Raw genomic sequence first — 15153 nt, 5'->3', positions numbered from 1 at the left:
GACACCACTGCCAGCAGCGTCGCTAATTCATCGGGGTTGGATGATGGAATCTCGCGGTTTCCCCTTCATGTCCGTCGCGCGTCGGTTCCCGGACCGGCCGGCCGTACGGCTCGGCGGCCGGACGGTCCGCTACCGGGAACTGGACGAGCTGAGCGGCGCCCTCGCCGCCCGGATCGCGCCCGGCCGGACGGTGGCCGTCACCGGCAGGGACCGGCTCGACCACGTGGTCGGTCTGCTCGCCGCCCTCCGGGCCGGCGCCACCTACCTGCCGCTGGACCGGGACGCCCCCGAGGAGCGCAACCGCTGGATCCGTGCGGACGCCGGCGCCACCTTCGCCTACACCGACGGGGAGCTCGTCGAGCTCCGCACGGCGGGGCCCGAGGGCGACGGCCGGGAGGCGCTCACCCCGGACGCGGGGCTCCGGGCGCACGCCGGGTACCTCGTCTACACCTCAGGCACCACCGGCCGCCCCAAGGGCGTGCACGTCCCGCTCGCCGCGCTGGCCGGCCACCTGGCCGCCGCCGTCGAACGGTTCGGGCTCACCGAGGACGACGTGGTGCTGCACTTCGCCCGCCCGACCGTGGACGTGGCCGTCGAGCAGGTGCTCACCGCCCTCTCCACCGGCGCCTGCGTGGTCGTCCCCGAGCAGCAACTGGTGGCGCCCGCCGCCCTGCTGGACCTGCTGGACGCCGAGGGCGTCACCGTGGCGAACGTGGCCGCCGGCTACTTCCAGGAGGTGGTGGCCGCGCTCCGCGAACGAGGCCGTGCGCCGCGCACCCTGCGGCTGATGATCTCCGGCAGCGACCGGCTCTATCCGGACACCGCCGCCGGCTGGTGGGCCGCCACCGGCGTGCCGCTGCTGAACGCCTACGGGCCGACCGAGACCGTGATCACGGCCACCGTCCACGAGCTGGCGGGCCGGGCGGGGGACGCGGACACCGTGCCGATCGGCAGCACCCTCGGCGACCGCCGGGCGTACGTGCTGGACGACCGGCTGCGGCCGGTGCAGCCCGGTTCGGCCGGCGAACTGTACCTGGGCGGGCCGCTGCTGGCCTCCGGCTACCACGGCCGCCCGGGCCTGACGGCCGGCCGGTTCGTCGCCGACCCGTTCGCGCCGGAGCCGGGCGCCCGGATGTACCGGACGGGCGACGTCGTCCGGCGGGCCGGAGCCGGAGCCGGGGCTCGGGCCGGAGCCGGAGCCGGGGCCGGGGCCGGGGCCGGGGGAGGGGCCCGGATCGAGGCCGGGGCCGAGGCAGGGACGGGCCCGGCCGGCGAGGGCGGCCCGCTGGAGTTCGTCGGCCGCACCGACCACCAGGTGAAGATCCGCGGCTTCCGCGTCGAACCGGGCGAGATCGAGCAGGTGCTGGCCGGGTACCCGGGCGTCGCCGCCGCCGTCGTGGTGGCGCACGAGGGCCGGCTGGCCGCCTACACCACGGGCACCGCCCCCGACTACGCCGAGCTGCGGGCCTTCCTGGCCGAACGGCTGCCCGAGCACATGGTCCCGGCCACCGTCACCCCGCTGGAGGCGTTCCCGCTGACCGCCGGCGGCAAGGTGGACCGGGCGGCGCTGCCCGAACCGCAGGCCGCGCCCGCCGCCCCGGCCGCCGGGCGGCGCCCGCCGCGCACCCCGGCCGAGCAGCTGATCGCCGCCGTCTGGGCGGACGTGCTCGGGGTGGCCGAGGTCGGCGCCGACGACAACTTCTTCCACCTGGGCGGGGATTCGCTCACCGCCGTGCGGGTGGTCGGCCGGGTCTTCGACGTCTTCGGCATGATCTCGCCGTACACCATCTTCGACGCGCCGACCCTCGCGGAGTTCGCCGCCGCCGTCACCGCCTCGGCGGGCGGCGAGCGCCCGGCGCCGACCAGGGCGGGGGCCGCCGAGGCGCCGCTCTCCAAGTTCCAGCGCGGGCTCTGGGTCCTGGACCAGTGGAACCCGGGCGCGCCGACCTACGTCGTGCCGTGGGTGTTCCGCTTCGACGGGCCGGTCGACCCGGAGCTGCTCCGCCGGGCGCTGGCCGGCGTGGTGGACCGGCACGAGGCCCTGCGGACCACCTTCGCGCTCGGCGAGGACGGCCCCCGGCAGGTGGTCCACCCGTCCGTGGAACTGCCGTTCACCGTGGTGGAGGCCGCGCCCGCGCAGGTGGGCGAGCTGCTCGCCGAGGCCGCGCTGGTCCCGTTCGACCTGGAGACCGGCCCGCTGGTCCGCGCGCACCTCTACCGTTCCGGCGCCGCGTCCACCCTGCTGCTGCTCTGCCACCACATCGTCTGGGACGAGGGCTCGCTGCCCGTCCTGGAGGCCGAACTCGCCGAGTTCTACGCGGCCCTGGCGGCGGGGCGCCCCGCCGTCTTGCCCGAGCTGCCGGTGCAGTACGCCGACTACAGCGCCTGGCAGTACGAGGACGCCAGCGCCGACCGCCGGCTCGACTACTGGCGCGGCCACCTGCGCGACGCCCCGACCGAGCCCGCGCTGCCCACCGACCGGCCCCGGCCCGAGGAGCAGGCGTTCCGCGGCGCCTTCCACCGCTTCGCCATGCCGCGCCCGGTCGCCGATGCCGTCCGGGCCCTGGCCCGCAGCGAGGACGCCACCCCGTTCATGGTGCTGCTGGCCGGTCTGGCGCTCACCCTCCACCGGCGCACGGGGCAGCGCGACCTGGTGCTCGGCTCCCCGGTGAGCATCCGCGGCCGGGCCGAACTCGACGCGCTGATCGGCTACTTCGTCAACCTGCTGCCGCTGCGCGTGCGGCTCGACGAGGGGGCGGACTTCCGCGAACTGGTCCGGCACGTCCGCGAGGTGGCGATCGCCGGGTACCGCCACCAGGAGACGCCGTTCGACGACATCGCCGGCGCGGTCCTGGAGGACCGGTCGGACGACCGCACCGAGGACCGCAACCCGCTCTGCCAGGTGCTGCTGGAGCTGCACCCGCTGGACTCCCGGCCGTTGACGATCGGCGGCACCGAGGTCACCCGCGAGCTGCACTCCAACCCGGTCTCCCGCTTCGACCTGTCGATCTCCGTCGACGACCGGGGCACCGACTTCACCGGCCGTTTCGAGTACGACTCAGACCTGTTCGACCCGGCCACCATGGCGGAGCTGTGCGAGGCCTGGCTGGGTACCCTGGCCGCCTCCGTCGAGGCGCCGGTGCACGCCCTGTTCGAGGCCCGGGCCGCCCGCGACCCGCACGCCACGGCCCTGGTCTCCGGCGAACAGCGCATCGGGTACGGCGAGTTGAACACCCGGGCCAACCGGCTCGCCCACCGGCTGGCCGCCCGCGGGATCGGCCCCGGCGACACCGTCGCCGTCCTGGTCGAACGCGGACCGGACCTGGTGACCGCACTGCTCGCCGCGCTCAAGGCCGGCGCCGCCTACACCCTGCTCGACCCGGACTTCCCGGCCGAGCGGCTGGCCGGCGCGGTCGCCGACAGCGGCGCCGCCCTGCTGGTCACCCACCGGAACGCGGAGCCGCCGTTCCCCGTCGCCGGCCACCTCGACCTCGACGCCGAGGCCGCCGCCGTCGCGGCCGGCCCCGGCCACGACCCCGGCCTGCCGGTCACCGGCGCCGACCTCGCCTGCGTGATGTTCACCTCCGGATCCACCGGCCGGCCCAAGGGCGTCGCCGTCCCGCACCGCGCCCTCACCACCACCTACCTGGGCCAGGACTACGCCCGGTTCGGCCCCGACGAGGTCTGGCTCCAGTGCTCCCCGGTCTCCTGGGACGCCTTCGCCCTGGAGCTGTACGGCGCGCTGGCCTTCGGCGGCACCTGCGTCCTCCAACCCGGCCAGCGGCCCGACCCGCAGGCGATCGCGGAGCTGACCCGCCGCCACGGCGTCACCCAGCTCCAGCTCTCCGCCAGCCTGTTCAACTTCCTGCTGGAGGAGCTGCCGGAGACCTACGACGACCTCAAGGTGGCCTTCACGGCCGGCGAGCGGGCCTCCGTCACCCACGTCGGCAAGGCGCTGGAGCAGTACCCGCAGCTGGTCGTGGCCAACGGCTACGGCCCGGTCGAGAGCCTCGGCCTGACCACCTGCCACCGGGCGACCGCGCAGGACGCCGCGGGCAGCTCGATCCCGATCGGCCACCCGCTGCACGGCAAGGCCGTGCACGTCCTCGACGAGCGGCTGAACCCCGTCCCGCCCGGCACCGCCGGCGAGTTGTACGCGGCCGGCGGCGGCCTCGCGTACGGGTACGTCGGCCGGCCCGGCCTGACCGCCGAGCGGTTCGTCGCCTCCCCGTTCGGCACGCCCGGCGAGCGGCTCTACCGCACCGGCGACCTCGGCCTGGTGACGGAGGACGGCCTGCTGGAGATCACCGGCCGGATCGACGACCAGGTGAAGATCCGCGGCTTCCGGGTCGAACCCGGTGAGATCGAGGACGCGCTCACCCGCCACCCGTCCGTCCACGAGGCCGCCGTCACCGTCCACGAGCGCGCCCCGGGCGACCACCGGCTCGCCGCGTACGTCACCGCCGGCGGCACCCCGCCCGACCCGGACGCGCTGCTCGACCACCTGGCCGCACTGCTGCCCGAGCACATGGTGCCCGCCACCCTCGACGTGCTGGACGCGCTGCCGCTCAACCCCAACGGCAAGGTCGACCGGCGCGCCCTGCCGGCCCCGGCCGACCGCCGCGCCGCCGCCCCGGCCGGGCCGCTCGCCCAGGGCTCGCCCACCGCGGACCCGCTCACCCCGGGCCAGCGGCTGGTCGCGGACGCCGTCCGGGCCGTCCTGGAACTCCCCGACGACCTCGGCCCGGACACCAACTTCTTCCGGATCGGCGGCAATTCGCTGGCCGCCGTCCGGGTCGCCATGCGGCTCTCGCAGGACACCGGGACGCGCGTGCCGCCGCACGTGGTGTTCCGCGGCCGCACCGTGGGCGCCATCGCCGAACGGCTGGCCTCGTGATGACGGACCGTCAGAACACCCGACCGACCGAAGGGAACGAGGCCGTGAGCCCGTCCGAAGCCCCGCCCGCCGCCCTCCCGGACGGGCACCCCGACCCGCTGCCCGACGGCGTGGTTCGCACCGCGCCCGTCTCCGGCCTGCAACGCGGCCTCTGGTTCCTCGACCGCCTGAACCCGCGGGCCGCCACCTACACCACCCCCTGGACGTACGACGTCACCGGACCGCTCGACCTCACGCTGCTCCGGCGGGCCCTGGACGGCGTCTCGGCCCGGCACGAGGCGCTGCGCACCACCTTCGCGCTGCACCCCGACGGCCCCCGCCAGCACGTCCACCGCACCCTCGCCGTCCCGCTCACCGTCACCGACCTGCGCGGGCTGCCCGAGTCCGAACGGGCCGACCGCGCCGAACGGTTGATCGCCGAACGCGCCGCCGATCCCTTCGACCTGGCCGCCGGCCCGCTGCTGCGCGCCGAGGCCGTCCGCCTCGCCGACGACCGCACCACCCTCCTGTTCGTGGTCCACCACATCGTCTGGGACGGCTGGTCCGCCGAGGTCTTCGAGCGCGAACTCGCCGAGCTGTACGGCGTCGGGCTGCACGGTGCCGAGCTGCACGGCGTCGGGCTGCACGGTGCCGAGCCGTACGGTGCGGAGAGCGCGCGGCGCGCACCCGCGCTGCCCGAACTCGCCACCCAGTACGCGGACTACGCGCTGGACGAGCAGGACACCCCCTACGAGGAGCACCTCGCCTACTGGAAGGACCGGCTCGACGGCGCTCCGACGCTGCTCGAACTGCCCGGCGACCGCCCCCGGCCCGCCGAGCGCAGCCAGCGCGGCCGCACCGAGGGGTTCGACCTGCCGGCCGGCACCGCCGCCCGGGTCCGGGCGCTCGCCGAGCAGGAGGGCGTCACCCCGTTCACCGTCCAGCTGGCCGCCTTCGCGCTGCTGATCGGCCGCTGGACCGGCGCCGACGACCTGCTCGTGGGCACCCCCGTGACCACCCGCAACCGCCCCGAACTCGCCGACCTGCTCGGCTACTTCGTCAACCTGCTGCCCCTGCGGATCCGGCTCGCCCCCGGCGCGACCTTCCGCGGACTGCTCGCCGACGTCCAGGACGGCGCGTTCGACGCCTTCGGCTACCTCGACGTGCCCTTCGACCAACTGGTCGACCTGCTCGGCACCGACCGCACCCCGCAGTACCCGCCGCTGGTCCAGGTGGTGTTCGGCGCCCACACCGAGGACCGCACCCCGCTCGCCCTCGGCGCCGCCACCGCCGAGCGCACCGTCCGCTCCAACGGCACCGCCAAGTTCGACCTCACCTGGTCCGTCTTCGAGGACACCGCGGGCCCCGGCGGGGGAGCCGAGGACGGCGGACTGCGCGGCGAGGCCGAGTACAGCAGCGACCTCTTCGACCCCGGCACCGTCCGCCGCCTCGCCGCCGACTACGCCGACCTGCTGGACGCCGCACTCACCGATCCGGACGCCACCGTGCTCCGGCTCACCTCCGCCGGACAGCCGCACCGCCCCGCCCGGCTGGAGCAGGGCCGGTGCCTGCACCACCTCTTCGAGCAGGCCGCCGACGCGTACGGCGACCGGCCCGCCGTCAGCGACCCGGACGGCACCCTCGACTACGCCGAACTCGACCGCCGCGCCAACCGGCTGGCCCACACCCTGATCGCCCGCGGGGTCCGCCCGGGCGACCGGGTCGGCCTGCTGCTGGACCGCACCGCCGCCGTCCCCGTCGCGATCCTCGCCGTCCTCAAGACCGGCGCCGCCTACGTACCGGTCGACCTCGCCGCCCCCGCCGACCGGGCCGCCCTGGTCTTCGGCGACACCGCCGTCACCGCGGTCGTCACCGACCGGCCCGACCGAGCCCCCGCCGGACCCTGGCAGACCGTCGACCTCACCGCGCACGCCGGGGAGATCGCCGCCCACCCGGCGACCAGGCCCCCGGCGGCCGGCCGCCCCGGCGACCTCGCCTACCTCATCTTCACCTCCGGCTCCACCGGCCGCCCCAAGGGCGTCGCCGTCGCCCACGAACACGTCAGCCGCCTCCTGGACTCCGGCCGACCGCACTTCGGCTTCGGCCCGGAGACCGTCTGGACGCTCTTCCACAGCCACGCCTTCGACTGGACGGTGTGGGAGCTGTGGGGCGCCCTGCTGCACGGCGCCCGCCTGGTCGTCGTCCCCTACCTGACCAGCCGCTCGCCCGACGAGTTCGCCGGACTCCTCGACGACGAGCGCGTCACCCACCTCTGCCTCACGCCGTCCGCGCTGCGCCAGCTCGAACCGGCCCTGCGCCGCCACCCGCGGGCCCTGCCCGACCTGCGGTGGATCATGCTCGGCGGCGAGGCCCTCGACCCCGGCGTCGTCCAGCGCTGGCACGACCTCGACCCGCTGCCGCCCGCCCGGCTCTGCAACCTCTACGGCATCACCGAGACCACCGTCCACGTCACCACCCACGACCTCGCCGGGGGCGGCGCGGGCTTCGAGCGGAGCCTGATCGGCGAACCCATGCCGCACCTCACCGCGCTCGTCCTGGACGACTGGCTGCGCCCCTGCCCGGCCGGCGTCCCCGGCGAGCTGTACATCGGCGGCGGCAGCCTCGCCCACGGCTACTGGGGCCGCCCCGGCCTCACCGCCGGCCGCTTCGTCGCCGACCCGTACGGCCCGCCCGGCGCCCGGCTCTACCGGACCGGGGACGTCGCCCGGCGCCTGCCGGACGGCGGGCTGGATTACGTCGGCCGGGCGGACTTCCAGGTCAAGCTGCGCGGCTTCCGGATCGAACTCGGCGAGATCGAGAACGCCGTCACCGCCCACCCCGACGTCGACGCCTGCGTGGTCACCGTGCACGACGACCGGCTCGCCGCGTACCTCACCGGGCGCGAACCGGACGACCTGCGCGGGTTCCTGGGCCGCTCGCTGCCCGCCTACATGATCCCGGCGAGCGTCACCGTCCTCGACGCGCTGCCGCTCACCGTCAACGGCAAGGTGGACCGGGCGGCGCTGCCCGCCCCGGGGCGGGCAGCGCCCGTCACCGCGGGCCGGCACGTCGAACCGCGCACCCCGGAGGAGGAACTGTTCGCCGCGGTCTGGACGGAGGTGCTCGGCGTCCCCGGGATCGGGGTCCACGACGACTTCTTCCACCTCGGCGGCGACTCGATCCGGGCCGTCCAACTGGCCGGCGCCCTGCACGACCGCGGCTGGCAGGTCGGCCTGCGCGACGTCTTCAACGCGCCCACCGTCGCCGCCCTGCTGCCGCTGGCCCGCCCGGCGGCGGCCGACCCCGGGGCGGACCGGCCGTTCGCGCTCGTCACCGAGGAGGACCGGGCCGAGCTGCCGCCGGAGGTCGTCGACGCCTACCCGATGGTCTCCATGCAGCTCTCGATGGTCTTCCACATGGAGGTCGCCGGCGGCACCGACAGCTACCACAACGTCAACTCCTACCGGATCGGCGGCGACCTCGACGAGACCGCGTTCCGCCGCTCCGTCAACGAGGCGATGACCCGGCACGCCGTGCTCCGCACCGGCCTCGACATCTCCGGCTACGGCGAACCGCTCCAGCTCGTGCACGGCACCCTGCCCGCCCCCGTCTCCTTCGCCGACCTGCGCGGCGCGGGCGGGGAGGAGCAGGACGCGGCGATCCGCGCCGTCTTCGACGACCACCGCGAGCGGCCGTTCGACCTCGCCGCGCCACCGCTCTTCCGGATCACCGTGCAGCGGCTGGCCGACGACGCCTACCAGCTCACCGTCTCGGAGCACCACGCGATCCTCGACGGCTGGAGCTTCACCTCGCTGCTCACCGAACTCCTGGAGCGGCACGCCGCGCTGGCCGCCGACCCGGCGTCCGCGCCCACCCCGCCGCCGCGCACCTCCTTCCGCGACTTCGTCGCCGTCGAACGGGCGGCGGCCGGGGAGCGGGAGTCGCTCGCCTACTGGCACCAACGGCTCGACGGCGCCACCGGCCAGCTCTGGCCCGGCAGCGAGGACGTCCACGAGCTTCCGCGCACGGTCGAACGGGTCCTCCCGGACGCGCCCGGACGGTTGCGGCGGGCCGCCGACGCGCTCGCCGTCCCGGTCAAGTCGGTCGCCCTCGCCGCCCACCTGCACGCGCTGGCCCGGATCACCGGGCGGGAGCGGGTCACCACCGGGCTGGCGATGAACGGCCGGCTGGAGCGGCTCGGCGGCACCGAGGTGTACGGGCTCTTCCTCAACACCGTGCCGCTGGTCGCCGAACCGGGGGAGGACCTGGTGGAGCTCGTCCGGCACGTGCACCGGGAGGAGCTGGACATGATGCCGCACCGCCGGGTGCCGTTCGCCCGTCTGGCCCGGATGATGGCCGACACCGCGCTCGACAGCCAGTTCGGCTACCTGCGGTTCCACGCCCTGGGGCGGCTCAGCTCGGCCCGGATCGAGGACGGCCGGATCGGCTCCGAACCCACCCTGCGGCACGAGCCCAACAGCTTCGCGTTCGGCGCCTCGCTGATCCAGGACCCGGTCTCGCAGCGCGTGCTGCTCGCCGTGGACCACCAGCGCGCGGTGGTCGACGACGCCACCGCCGAGGAGTTCATCGACGCCTACGAGGCGGCGCTGGCCCGGCTGGCCGCGTCGGTCTGACGCCGCCGACCGCCACGCCGACCGCCCCCTTCCGCTCGCGCGCCCACCCGCTTCGCGCGCCCACCCGACGTGACCTGCCCCGACCTGACCGAGGAGTGCCCCCGCATGACCACCTTCGCCGAGCCGGCCGCCACCGCCGCCCCCGCCACCGCTGCCCGTGCCACAGGGCCCACCGCCGCCCCCGCCGCCCCGGAGACCGCCGGCACCGCGCCCGCCGACCTGCTGGCCGGCCTGCGCGCCGCCGTCGCCGCCCACCCCGGCCGGCCCGCCGTGCACGCCGCCGACGGCAGCCTCGACTTCGCCGCCCTGGACCGCCGCACCGCCGCCCTGGCCCGCGCCCTCCGCGCCCACGGCGTCCGGCGCGGCGACCGCGTCGGCATCCACCTCGCCCGCACCGCCGACCTGCCGGTCGCCCTGCTCGCCGCCTGGCGGGCCGGCGCCGCGTACGTCCCGCTGGACCCGGCCTACCCGGCCGAGCGGATCGCCTTCATGGCCGCCGACGCCCGCCTCGCCGCCGTGGTCAGCGCCGACGCGGCCCCGCCGGTCCCGGCCGGCGTCACGGTGCTCCGCCCGGACGCCGACGCAACCGACGCCGACGCAACCGACGCCGACGCGGCCGACACCGACGTGACCGACACCGACGGCACGTGGTCCGACGCCGCCCCGCACCCGCTCGACTCCGCCTACGTCATCTACACCTCCGGCTCCACCGGCCGCCCCAAGGGCGTCGAGGTGACCCACGGCGGCGTCGCCCACCTGGCGGACGCCCTGGCCCGGACCGGCGCCTTCCGCCCCGAGCCGGCCGTCGTCGGCTGGAACGCCAGCGTCTCCTTCGACGCCTCCGTCCCGCAGTGGACCAGGCTCTGCCGCGGCGACACCCTGGTGGTGATCGACGACGCCCGGCGCGCCGACCCGGCCCGGCTAGCCGCGCTGCTCGCCGAGCACGGCGTCACCGACCTCGACCTGACACCCTCGCACTGGCAGCTGCTCCGCGAGCCGCTGGCCGGTGCCCGGGTGCCGCGCCTGTTCATGGGCGGCGAGCCGGTGCCCGAGCGCACCTGGCGCGAACTGGCCGACGGCGGCATCGAGGCGTTCAACCTGTACGGGCCCACCGAGTGCACCGTCGAGGCGGTCACCGCCCGGATCACCGGCCCCGGCCCGCACCTGGGCGAACCGCTGCCCGGCATCCGCGCCCACCTGCTGGACGACCGGCTCGCCCCGGTCACCGAGCCCGGCGCCGTCGGCGAGCTGTACCTGGCCGGGCCCGGCGTGGCGCACGGCTACCCGGGCCACCCGGGGCTGACCGCCGGCCGCTTCGTCGCCGACCCGTTCGGCCCGGCCGGCACCCGGATGTACCGGACCGGCGACCAGGCCCGCCGCACCGCCGGGGGCCTGCTGGAGTACGTCGGCCGGGTCGACCGGCAGGTGAAGCTGCGCGGCTTCCGCGTCGAACTGGGCGAGGTCGAGCACACGCTGGCCGCCCTGGACGGGGTCACCGCCGCCGCGGCCACCGTGTACGAGGCCGCTCCCGGGGACGTCCGGCTGGCCGGCTACGTCACCGGCGCGGTCCGCCCCGCCGAGCTGCTCGCCGAGCTGCGCCGCACCGTGCCCGCCCACCTGGTGCCGGCCACCGTGACCGTGCTGGACGCGCTGCCGCTCACCCCGAACGGCAAGGTCGACCACCGGGCCCTGCCCACGCCGCAGGCGGAGACCCCGGCGGGGAGCGGGGCGGAGACCCCGGCGGACGGCGCGGCCGCGGGCGTGGACGAGCAGGTCGCGGAGGTCTGGCGCACCGTCCTCGGCGTCCCGAGCGTCGAGCCCGGCGACGACTTCCTCTCGCTCGGCGGCCACTCGCTCGCCGCCCTGCGCGTCGTCCACCTGCTGCGCCGCAAGCTGAACGTCGAACTCCAGCTCCGCCACCTGCTGGACGCCGACGACCTGGCCGGGTTCACCGCGGTCGTCCGGCGTGCCGCCGAGGCGGGCACCGCCGCCCCGCGCCCCGCGCTCACCGCCCGCCGGGCGGCCGTCCGATGACCACCGCCGTCCCCCGGGCCGCCGCCTCGCAGGCCGCCGTCCCCCGGGCCGCCGTCCCCCAGGCTGCCGTCCCGCACGCCGCCGTCCCGCAGCCCGCCCGCGCGCAGGCCGCCCGTCCGCGGATCGAGGGCGACTGGCTCTTCGTCCCCGCACCCCAACCCCAGCGGCCCTTCCGGCTGTTCTGCTTCCCGCACGCCGGCGGCGACGCCACCGCCTACACCCCGCTGGCCCGGGCCCTCGCCCCGACCGCCGAGGTCTGGGCACTGCGACCGCCGGCCCGCGGCGGCCGCAGCCGGCACCCCATGCCGGCCGACTTCGACGCGCTCGTCGCGGCCGTCACCGAGGCCCTGACCCCGCACCTCGGCGGCGGCGTCCGGTTCGGCTTCTACGGGCAGAGCTTCGGCGCCCTGCTCGCCTACGAGGTGGCCCGCGCGCTGCCCGCCGACCGCCGCCCCGAGCTGGTGGTGGCCGCCGCCGCGCCCTGCCCCGCCGAGTGGACCGAGCGCGAGTCCAAGGACCTCGACGCGCCCGAACTGCTCAGGCTCACCGGCCTGGACGAGACCGTCCGGGAGGAACCCGACCTCGTCGACCTCGCCCTCGCTGGCATCCGCACCGACCTCGCCGTCAGCGCCACCTACCGGTACCGCCCGCACGCGCCGATCGGCTCCGCGCTGTACGCGGTGGCCGGCGCCGACGACCCGATGCTCGCCGCCACCGACCTCACCGGCTGGGCCGCGCACACCCGCGGCGCCTTCGGCCACCACGTCGTCCCCGGCGGGCACCTCCTCGCGACCGTCGACCGGCCCGGCCCGGTCGCCCTCCTGACCACCCTCCTGGCGGGCCGCCAGACCTCCGTCCCCGCGCACGACACCAGGGAGCAGCAATGGTGACCACCACCTCCGTCGACCTCACCGACCCGGCCCTCTGGGCCCGCCCGGACACCCCGGCCCTGGTCGACGAGCTGCGCCGCGAGGCGCCCGTCCACCGCACCGACACCCTGGACGACGGACCGGTCTGGTCGGTCATGACCTACCGTGAGTCGGCGGACGTGCTGCGCAACGCGGCCGTGTTCAGCTCCGAGTCCGGCTCGCTGCTGGGAGCGGGAGTCGGCAAGGTGCCCGTCGGCTCCGGCCGGATGATGGCCCTCACCGACCCGCCCCGCCACCGCGAACTGCGCGCCCCCGCCAACCCGTTCTTCTCCAAGGGCGGGGTGCGCGGCGCCTCCCGGTCGATCGCCGAACGGGCCGGGGAGCTCTTCGACCGGGCCGTCGAACAGGGCGAGGTCGACCTCGTCGACGTGGTCTCGGCCCTGCCGCTCGCCGTCATGTGCGACCTGCTGGACGTCCCCGAGCAGGACCGCGAGATGATGGTCCGGGTCTGCGACGTGGCCTTCCTCGGCAACACCCCGGAGGAACGCCGGGCCGGCCACCAGCAGTTGATCCCCTACCTGATGCACCAGGTGATGCTGCGCCGCACCGACCCGCGCGACGACCTGATCTCCATGATGGCCACCTACAAGGTCGGCGGACGACTGATGCCGGTGGAGGACGTGGTGCTCAACCTGGACAACATCGTGGTCGGCGGCGTCCAGACGGTCCGCCACACCGCCGCGATGGGGCTGCACACCCTGGTTCAGCGTCCGGACCTCTGGCGGAAGCTGCAGCAGGGCGAGGTGTCGATGGACTCCGCCGTGGACGAGCTGCTGCGGTGGACCTCGGTCGGCCTGCACACGCTGCGCACCGCGAGCCGGGACGTCGAGCTGGCCGGGCGGCAGATCCGCCGCGGCGACCGGGTGGCGGTCTGGGTCTGGTCCGCCAACCGGGACCCGGAGGCCTTCGACCGGCCCGAGGAGGTCCTGCTCGACCGCTCGCCCAACAAGCACCTCGCGCTGGGCCTGGGCGCCCACTACTGCATCGGCGCGCCGCTGGCCAAGGCCGAGCTGGGCGCGCTGTTCTCGGCGGCGCTGGAGAAGGCCGCGGCGATCGAGCCGGCCGGCCCGGTCCAGTACAACCGGTCGATCATCAACTTCGGCCTGGACCACCTCCCGGTCCGGCTCACCCCGCGCTGACCGGCGCCCCCGCGGCCGCCCGCGCCCGCACCCGAAGCCCCACCCCGCCCCCGAAGCCCCACCCCGACCACGCGCGCGACCCCGACCACGAACGCGACCACGGGCCCGACCCCGACCACGGGCCCGTGGTCGTTCGCGTTCGCGTTCTCGTTCGGGGTCGCGTTCGCGTGAGCGCCCGCGACCCCGGTCCGGGGCCCCGCCCGGCAGCCGGCTAACTGCCGCTCACCTGCCGGGCCTTGTGCCGCTCGGGCCCGTCCGGCGCCGATAGCCTCGAACCACACCCCAGGCCACACCCCCTTCGAGGAGACCACCATGAGCAACCCGTTCGAGGACGACAACGCCGGCTACCTGGTGCTGGTCAACGACGAGAACCAGCACTCGCTCTGGCCGGTCTGGATCGACGTGCCGGCCGGCTGGACCACCGTCCACGGCGAGGCCACCCGCCAGGAGTGCCTCGACTGGATCGAGGCCAACTGGACCGACATCCGCCCGGCCGGTCTGGTGGCCGGCCTCGGCGCCCGGTGAGCGCCGCCATGCCGAGCTGGGAACTGAACCCCGGACGCCCCGCCCTCACCCGCGTGCCGGCCGGCGCCGACCTCGCCGAGGCCTGCGCCTGGCTGCGCGACAACGAGGCCGAGCTGACCGCCGCCCTGCACGAGCACGGCACGATCTTCCTGCGCGGACTGCCGGTGGCCGCCAGCGCGGACGTCGCCGCCGTCCGCGACGTGCTGATCCCCGAGCCGACCCCGTACCGGGAGAAGGCCACCCCGCGCAGCGACTTCGGGGACGGCGTCTTCTCGTCGACCGACCTGCCGCCCGCCCAGTCGATCCGGATGCACAACGAGAACAGCTACACCCTGACCTTCCCCGGCCGGCTGCTCTTCGCCTGCCTGACCGCCCCGGAGGAGGGCGGCGCCACTCCGACCGCCGACGTCCGCAAGGTCCTCGCCGGGCTGCCGGACCACCTCGCGGAGCGCGGCCGGTCCTCCGGCTGGACGCTCACCCGCAACTACTCGGACTACGTCTCGCTCGGCTGGCGGACCGCCTTCGGCACCGAGGACCGCGCCGACGTCGAGCAGTACTGCCGGGAGAACGGCATCTCCTGGGAGTGGCAGCCGGACGGCAACCTGCGCACCGGCCAGCTGCGTTCCGCCACCATCCGCCACCCGCACACCGGCGAGGAGGTCTGGTTCAACCACCTGGCCTTCTGGAACGAGTGGTCGCTCGACCCGGACATCCGGGAGGCCATGGTCGACGAGTTCGGCCCGGACGGCCTGCCGTTCAACACCGGTTTCGGCGACGGCGAACCGCTCACCCGGGAGGACGTGGACGCGCTCAACGCCGCCTACGAGGCCGCGACCGTCCGCGAGACCTGGCAGGTCGGCGACGTGATGCTGGTCGACAACGTGCTCTGCTCGCACGGCCGCGACCCGTTCCGCGGCGACCGGAAGATCGCCGTCGCGATGGGCCGCCCGGTCGACGTCCTGGACTGCCGTCCCAGCGTGCCGCCCACCGCCGCCGCCCCCGCCTGAGGCCCTGAG

At 75.9% G+C, this 15153-nt stretch carries 7 protein-coding genes; all 7 read left to right on the top strand.

The window, feature by feature from the left end:
* The first annotated feature begins 43 nt into the window (after nucleotides 1-43).
* Nucleotides 44-4897 (top strand): amino acid adenylation domain-containing protein, encoded by a 4854-nt coding sequence (locus AC067J_RS34560; RefSeq protein WP_478306165.1) that lies wholly within the window; start codon nucleotides 44-46, stop codon nucleotides 4895-4897.
* A complete protein-coding gene (locus AC067J_RS34555) occupies nucleotides 4897-9510 on the top strand; it encodes an amino acid adenylation domain-containing protein (RefSeq protein ID WP_478306033.1) in 4614 nt (1537 codons plus the stop codon). The genes AC067J_RS34560 and AC067J_RS34555 overlap by 1 nt, the downstream gene beginning before the upstream one ends.
* Nucleotides 9511-9615: 105 nt before the next feature.
* Nucleotides 9616-11544: a non-ribosomal peptide synthetase gene (locus AC067J_RS34550; RefSeq protein ID WP_478306031.1), complete on the top strand. Its 1929-nt coding sequence runs from the start codon at nucleotides 9616-9618 to the stop codon at nucleotides 11542-11544.
* Nucleotides 11541-12434, top strand: a complete 894-nt coding sequence (locus AC067J_RS34545) for a thioesterase II family protein (protein ID WP_478306029.1) — start codon at nucleotides 11541-11543, stop codon at nucleotides 12432-12434. Before AC067J_RS34550 ends, AC067J_RS34545 begins: the two co-directional genes overlap by 4 nt.
* Nucleotides 12428-13612 (top strand): cytochrome P450, encoded by a 1185-nt coding sequence (locus tag AC067J_RS34540; protein ID WP_478306027.1) that lies wholly within the window; start codon nucleotides 12428-12430, stop codon nucleotides 13610-13612. Before AC067J_RS34545 ends, AC067J_RS34540 begins: the two co-directional genes overlap by 7 nt.
* A 312-nt stretch (nucleotides 13613-13924) precedes the next feature.
* Nucleotides 13925-14137 (top strand): MbtH family protein, encoded by a 213-nt coding sequence (locus AC067J_RS34535; protein ID WP_478306025.1) that lies wholly within the window; start codon nucleotides 13925-13927, stop codon nucleotides 14135-14137.
* An 8-nt stretch (nucleotides 14138-14145) separates the two neighbouring features.
* Nucleotides 14146-15144: a TauD/TfdA family dioxygenase gene (locus tag AC067J_RS34530; RefSeq protein ID WP_478306023.1), complete on the top strand. Its 999-nt coding sequence runs from the start codon at nucleotides 14146-14148 to the stop codon at nucleotides 15142-15144.
* Nucleotides 15145-15153 lie beyond the last annotated feature (9 nt).

The organism is Kitasatospora sp. NPDC042419, from assembly GCF_056437345.1.
Note: the sequence above shows the minus strand (reverse complement) of the source record. Positions and strands in the feature narration are given on the sequence as shown.

What these genes read in the sequence shown, in the direction of transcription:
- AC067J_RS34560 (WP_478306165.1), top strand. Translation starts at nt 44, where the DNA reads ATGGAATCTCGCGGTTTCCCCTTCATGTCCGTCGCGCGTCGGTTCCCG.
- AC067J_RS34555 (WP_478306033.1), top strand. Translation starts at nt 4,897, where the DNA reads ATGACGGACCGTCAGAACACCCGACCGACCGAAGGGAACGAGGCCGTG.
- AC067J_RS34550 (WP_478306031.1), top strand. Translation starts at nt 9,616, where the DNA reads ATGACCACCTTCGCCGAGCCGGCCGCCACCGCCGCCCCCGCCACCGCT.
- AC067J_RS34545 (WP_478306029.1), top strand. Translation starts at nt 11,541, where the DNA reads ATGACCACCGCCGTCCCCCGGGCCGCCGCCTCGCAGGCCGCCGTCCCC.
- AC067J_RS34540 (WP_478306027.1), top strand. Translation starts at nt 12,428, where the DNA reads ATGGTGACCACCACCTCCGTCGACCTCACCGACCCGGCCCTCTGGGCC.
- AC067J_RS34535 (WP_478306025.1), top strand. Translation starts at nt 13,925, where the DNA reads ATGAGCAACCCGTTCGAGGACGACAACGCCGGCTACCTGGTGCTGGTC.
- AC067J_RS34530 (WP_478306023.1), top strand. Translation starts at nt 14,146, where the DNA reads ATGCCGAGCTGGGAACTGAACCCCGGACGCCCCGCCCTCACCCGCGTG.